Origin of the sequence: Commensalibacter sp. Nvir (genome assembly GCF_963921845.1) — a bacterium.
Taxonomy (GTDB): domain Bacteria; phylum Pseudomonadota; class Alphaproteobacteria; order Acetobacterales; family Acetobacteraceae; genus Commensalibacter.
Genome location: NZ_CAWUGZ010000073.1, coordinates 1 through 5,651, shown reverse-complemented (window position 1 = coordinate 5,651; position 5,651 = coordinate 1). Strand labels below are relative to the sequence as shown.

The 5,651-nt window shown below is 35.8% G+C and carries 8 protein-coding genes; 7 read left to right on the top strand and 1 reads right to left on the bottom strand.

Going from position 1 to position 5,651, the window contains the following annotated elements:
• Positions 1-170 precede the first annotated feature (170 nt).
• Genes AABE15_RS05155 through AABE15_RS05125 form a run of 7 tightly spaced genes read left to right on the top strand, consistent with a single transcriptional unit; the run spans position 171 to position 5,167 of the window.
• Complete coding sequence (locus AABE15_RS05155) at positions 171-485, top strand: AtpZ/AtpI family protein (protein ID WP_338330216.1); 315 nt, start codon at positions 171-173, stop codon at positions 483-485.
• Positions 486-528: 43 nt separating this feature from the next.
• Positions 529-1,281 (top strand): F0F1 ATP synthase subunit A, encoded by a 753-nt coding sequence (locus AABE15_RS05150; protein ID WP_338330215.1) that lies wholly within the window; start codon positions 529-531, stop codon positions 1,279-1,281.
• A gap of 59 nt (positions 1,282-1,340) precedes the next feature.
• Positions 1,341-1,574 (top strand): ATP synthase subunit C family protein, encoded by a 234-nt coding sequence (locus tag AABE15_RS05145; protein WP_338330214.1) that lies wholly within the window; start codon positions 1,341-1,343, stop codon positions 1,572-1,574.
• Positions 1,575-1,587: 13 nt separating this feature from the next.
• The gene (locus tag AABE15_RS05140) at positions 1,588-2,196 is read left to right on the top strand and encodes a hypothetical protein (protein ID WP_338330213.1); all 609 of its coding nucleotides are present in this window, start codon (positions 1,588-1,590) and stop codon (positions 2,194-2,196) included.
• 17 nt (positions 2,197-2,213) lie between these two features.
• Complete coding sequence (gene atpF / locus AABE15_RS05135; protein WP_338330212.1) at positions 2,214-2,720, top strand: F0F1 ATP synthase subunit B; 507 nt, start codon at positions 2,214-2,216, stop codon at positions 2,718-2,720.
• 32 nt (positions 2,721-2,752) lie between these two features.
• On the top strand, positions 2,753-3,478 hold the full coding sequence (locus tag AABE15_RS05130; RefSeq protein WP_338330211.1) for a glycosyltransferase family 2 protein: 726 nt from the start codon (positions 2,753-2,755) through the stop codon (positions 3,476-3,478).
• An 18-nt stretch (positions 3,479-3,496) separates the two neighbouring features.
• Positions 3,497-5,167, top strand: a complete 1,671-nt coding sequence (locus AABE15_RS05125; RefSeq protein ID WP_338330210.1) for a glycosyltransferase family 39 protein — start codon at positions 3,497-3,499, stop codon at positions 5,165-5,167.
• Positions 5,168-5,245: 78 nt separating this feature from the next.
• Here the strand turns inward: AABE15_RS05125 and AABE15_RS09255 are convergent, their stop codons facing one another.
• The gene (locus AABE15_RS09255) at positions 5,246-5,536 is read right to left on the bottom strand and encodes a YggT family protein (protein WP_408870252.1); all 291 of its coding nucleotides are present in this window, start codon (positions 5,534-5,536) and stop codon (positions 5,246-5,248) included.
• Positions 5,537-5,651 lie beyond the last annotated feature (115 nt).

Genomic DNA, 5,651 nt, shown 5'->3' with positions numbered 1-5,651 from the left:
CCCCAAAAGTGTTCAGAGAGCAAAATTGTTCGCTTTTTTATAAACGTGTTTTTTTACCATAAAAATTAAGATATAATACTAATAGAAAAAAATTACCCTTGTTCTTTAAATAATTTTTTTACCAACCACGTTAAGTTCGTAAAATGATTTAGCAAAGAGGCTATTTATTTTTGGAAAAGAAAAAAAAGAAAAAACTTGATTCTTTTGATAGAAAACTACAGGATTTCGAATCACGATTAAACGCTTCAAAAAAAGAGCCTTATTTTAATCTGTCTAGCGAAGATAAGGAACTGTGGAGAATCGTTATTAGAGCTGGAGTTGAATTATTTTCAGTTTTTTTTGTTAGCGTTGTTATTGGATACGGTTTAGACTATTGGCTATCAACATCTCCCTTGTTCATTGTCCTTTTTTCATTATTAGGCGTATGTGCTGGAGTATTAAATGTGTGGCGAATGGTTAACCCAAATGATAAAAGGTTAAAATGATACACTTTTACAAGAAATTTGATTTAATATTGGGAGAAGACTAGTGGCCAGTCAAGGAATAGATGCATTAGGCCAATTCGAACTACATCCTATTTTTGGTTCATTGGGTCAGTCATTAAAATTTACTCAGTCCGAATTAATGATGGTTATTACTGCCATTTTAGTACCCATTATTTTTTATTTCGGTATGCGTAAAAAAGCTATTATTCCTGGTCGCTATCAAGCAGCATTGGAAATATTTTATGAGTTTGTTTATGGTATGGTACTCGGCACTATAGGCGAAAAAGGAAAGAATTTTTTCCCTTTTATATTTGCTTTATTTTTTTACATTTTGATCGGTAATTACATAGGATTATTGCCTTTTTCCTTTGCTTTTACTAGTCATATTGTCGTTACCGTTTCATTAGCCCTCATGGTTTTTATATTAGCAATCATCGTTTCTATTAAAAATCAAGGATTGAAATTTTTTGCTCATTTCATGCCTGCGGGAGCACCTATTTTAATGGCACCTCTTTTGGTCCCTATTGAAATACTTTCTTATCTGTCTAGACCTATAAGCTTATCCATACGACTTTTTGCAAATATGGTCGCTGGTCACGTAATGATTGAAATGTTTGCTGCATTCACTATTATGCTAGCAGCTGGCCTAGGTTTAGCATTAGGTGGCTTTTTGGGAATTTTTCCTATTTTACTAAATATAGCATTATTTGCCCTTGAGTTACTTGTTGGTGCACTACAAGCATATGTATTTACTATTCTTACATGCATGTATTTACAAGAAGCAGTTGAACATTAGTTTCATTTTTACCATTAATCAATTAATTATCTATCTAAAAATGTAAGGAAAACACTTAAATGGATCATTCACTTTTAATCGCTGCCAAACAAATAGGTGCTGGTCTCGCCGTCATTGCACTTTCCGGTGTTGGTATCGGTATTGGTAATATTTTTTCGTCACTGGTTAGCAGTATTGCACGCAATCCCGCTTCTCGCCCCCATGTTTTCGGACTGGGTATGTTGGGTTTCGCCCTTACTGAAGCTGTTGCCCTTTATGCCCTTCTCATTGCTTTCCTTATTTTGTTTATGTAGGGAGAGACGATACGTGAGACGTTTTTCAGCCCATTCTATCCATCTGTTGGCGTCTCTCATAACGGGAGGCAGCTTTGGCATTGCATTCGCTTTTACCGTAAGCTCAAATGCCCTGGCTGCTGGTATGCCTCAAATGGAATTTTCCAATCCGCTTGTAACAGCGCAATTCATTTGGGTTTTAGTAATCTTTTTTATTTTATTTCTTTTTGTTAAATTTTTTTCTATTCCTCAAGTTGAACACATTCTCAATAATAGACAGTCCAAAATTAATGAAGATATGGTTTCTGCAAGAAACGCAAAGGCGCAGGCCGATAAGGCCGTCCAAGCACTGGATAAAACACGTCACCAAGCATCCATAGAGGCGCAAGCAAAAATTGACAGTATTTTACAAGAAAGTCGACAGAACTCCGTTAAACTAATGCAAGACATGCAAGACACTCTTAACAAAGAAATACAAGAGTCAGAAACGCATATTGAAGAAGCCCAAAAACTAAGCCTTGCACACATAGATCAAGTGGCAGCAGATGTGGCGAATACAATAATACGGCGCTTATTGAATGAAGAGACGGATCAACAACTTCTTAAAGAAAAAATTAATAAAGCGGTGTCGTTTAACCTGTAACGAACAAAGAGAATGAAATGCACCTAGTACACGAACCTCATTTTTGGTCAGCAATCGCCTTTGTATTATTTTTTATCGTTTTTGGAAAAAAAATATGGCGTCCTTTTGCAGCAATGCTCGATGATCGGACCCAAAAAGTCAAAGCCGAGCTTGAAGAAGCGAGTCGTCTAAAACGTGAGGCTGAGGATATTTATACTAAGGCTCAAAAAGAGTATGAAGCCACAAAAAAACAAGCAGAACGTATGTTAGAAGAGTCAAAACAAGCAGCCTCTCTTATAGCAAGTAATGCTAAAAAAGAAGCCGAAGCTTCTGCCAAAAGACAAGAAGAATTAGCACACATTCGATTAAAAGTTTATGAACAAGATGCTATAAATGCAGTACGTCGTAAAGCTGCAGATATTGCAGTTTGTGCAGCACGAGACGTTATTTCTTCTGTTCTAACTGAAGAAAAAAACACGAATTTAGTTGACAAAGCTATTGATAAATTACCGAAAACTCTTTCAGACAAACAGCATGTTGCTTAATTTTTTTTATAATTATAGCGTTTAAAACCCCAATGGTTTATGATTTATCTATTGTTGTAACAGTTTTAAATGAAGAAGAGAATATTCTTCCAGTTTGCAAAGAAATTTCCACAATTCTTTGCCAGCTTCCCAAAACTGAAATTATATTTGTTAATGACGGTAGTACTGATAAGACATTGCAACGCCTCATTGAGGCAAAAAAAACAATATTGCCTAGTTTGACCATTCTATCGCATGATCATTGTTGTGGAAAATCTCAGGCTTTATTAACAGCTATTGAAAAATCCCAAGGCCGGTGGATTGCCACGATGGACGGAGATGGTCAGGATGACCCCAAAGATATCATTTCCATGTGGTCTATTGCAGCTAATGCTCTAAACTGCCCTCCCTTAATTGTTGGAGTACGGTTGAAAAGAAATGACAATCTATCCCGCCGTTTTGCTACACGTTTTGCCAACAAATTTAGAGAATTTCTCTTAAAAGATGGATGTGTCGATACAGGTGCGCCAATGAAGCTTTTTTTAAAAAATGATTTCTTGCGCCTACCTCATTTTGAAGGAGTGCATCGTTTTTTGCCTGCTTTATTTAAACACTACGGGATTCCTCTATCTTGTTATCCTGTCCACCATCGATCGCGTTTAAACGGTATTTCCAAATATACTAATTTTAATCGAGCTATAGTCGGCCTTGGAGACCTTTTTGGCGTAGTATGGCTATTAAAGCGTATAAAACTGCCTCATAAAATCGACAGATACTAATAAAATATAAGAAAATGCATGACCCCATTTAAAACAGCCGATAAAAATTTTCACTTAAAACCGGGGCATTATCTGTGGCTTGCGCTCTTTATTTTTATGCTTTTCGTTCCTGGGCGCGCCAGTCTTCCTCCTCTAGATAGAGACGAAGCGCGGTATATGCAAGCAACATCTCAGATGATAGAAAGCAAAAACTATATTGATGTGCGTTTTCAAGACAAACCACGTTACCTTCAACCCGTAGGTATTTATTGGCTCGAAGCTCTTGCTGTAAACATGACAAGAACAGCACAAGACAAAGCGGTTTGGGCCTATCGCTTACCTTCCTTGTTCGCTGCAGTGGGAAGTGTATTGGTCACGGTCTGGATTGGTAGCATCTTATTTGATTCCTATATCGGTTTACTTGCAGGATTATTATTAGCTGTATCTGTTCTTCTCACAGCAGAAGGGAGAATGGCAACCATTGACACTTGCTTACTATTTTGTATCTTACTCGCCCAAAGCAGCTTGGCTAGAGCTTGGGTAGCACGTTCTCAAAAGCAAAAATTACCGCTTTCGGTTCCTTTAATTTATTGGATCGCTATAGGAAGCGGTTTAATGTTAAAAGGCCCTGTCGTACTTATTCCTACCTTTCTAACTCCCATAAGCTTGGCGTGGATATCAAAAAATAAAACTTGGTGGAAACATTTAAGACTAGGTTGGGGTTGGCTTATCCCTTTTGTCATGACTCTGCCTTGGTGTATAGCCATATGGCATATAAGCCATGGTCAATTCTTTGGCGACGCAATAGGAAATAATTTTGTAGGTAAAATCACCTCTGGTCAACAAGCACATGGATTGCTGCCAGGATATTATTTAGCAATTTTTTTAGTAAGTTTCTGGCCAGGATCTCTTTTTACAGCGTGGTGCTTACCTTATATTTGGAAAAAACGAAAAGTTGCTTCTTTTGAATTTTTACTTTGTTGGGTTATCCCTCATTGGATTATCTTTGAAGCTATTGCTACTAAACTACCACACTATGTGTTGCCAACATATCCAGCAATCGCAATTTTGACCTCTGCTTCTTTATGGAATATTTCTGAAGATTGGATAGGACCCATTTCTAAATGGGGGAAAGGTTTGTTTAACCTTTATATGGGACTTTGGTGTGTTGTCGGATTAAGCTTAACTTTAGGATCTATCTATTGTACCCATTATATGACCGGAGTTTGGATAAATTCTGCATTTATTGGTGCCTTTGCTGTATCCATTTTGATTGTTTACACAATATACTATATTTTTCAACATAATGTACAACGCGCTTGTTTGACAGCCATAGGCAGCGCAATCGTTCTTTACATTGAAATTTTTGTTGTTTTACTTCCTTGCTTACATTCAGAATGGTTAAGCAACAAAATTGCGCAAACCGTTAACTTAGCAAAACCTTGTAAAAGTAGCGTTCTGGCTTCTGCCTCTTATTCTGAACCTAGCTTAGTGTTTTTACTAGGAAAAAATACGCAATTACTTAATGCAGAGCGTTCTGCAGATTTTCTTAAAAAAAATTCATCATGTGGGCTGGTTTTAATTAACCATAAAGATCGAAATCAATTCCTCAACAAGCTTAATAAACCCGTTGTTAAAATAGCGCAGATTCAAGGATTAAATTATTCTTCAGGCAAAAAACTTAATCTAGAACTATATAAAGTTAAATAATATACTGTAGTATAAAAAATCTAACTTTTAAAAAAACCTTACAGAACCGATTATAAGTTTTTACAATTTAATAAAGTCTTAATAAGATATCAATAGCAATTTTATGAGCAAAGGCTGAAGAACATAACGTATTACCAAAAAAACAATTACTGGACTTATATCAATCAAGCCAAAATTGGGCATAATACGCCGAATTGGCTCTAGAATAGGTTCACAAAGTTGATATAAAATACGGAAAACTATTTTTATAATTTCATAATTAAGAGTGATTACACCCAAACTAAGCAAAAAACTAAATAAACAATATAAAAGCATTATCAGCATATAAAGTTCTAATATTGTATTTAAAAGGTAAACCAATTGAGCCATATTATTCTATCCCGGATATTTCAAAAATTTGTAACTTTATAACCCAGATCTTCAATCTTATATACGGAATTAATAAAGAGTAGCAATTCTTTCTTGACAGTTTAAGTATTAAAAG

What these genes read in the sequence shown, in the direction of transcription:
- AABE15_RS05145 (WP_338330214.1), top strand. Translation starts at nt 1,341, where the DNA reads ATGGATCATTCACTTTTAATCGCTGCCAAACAAATAGGTGCTGGTCTC.
- atpF (WP_338330212.1), top strand. Translation starts at nt 2,214, where the DNA reads ATGCACCTAGTACACGAACCTCATTTTTGGTCAGCAATCGCCTTTGTA.
- AABE15_RS05130 (WP_338330211.1), top strand. Translation starts at nt 2,753, where the DNA reads ATGGTTTATGATTTATCTATTGTTGTAACAGTTTTAAATGAAGAAGAG.
- AABE15_RS05125 (WP_338330210.1), top strand. Translation starts at nt 3,497, where the DNA reads ATGACCCCATTTAAAACAGCCGATAAAAATTTTCACTTAAAACCGGGG.
- AABE15_RS09255 (WP_408870252.1), bottom strand. Translation starts at nt 5,536, where the DNA reads ATGGCTCAATTGGTTTACCTTTTAAATACAATATTAGAACTTTATATG.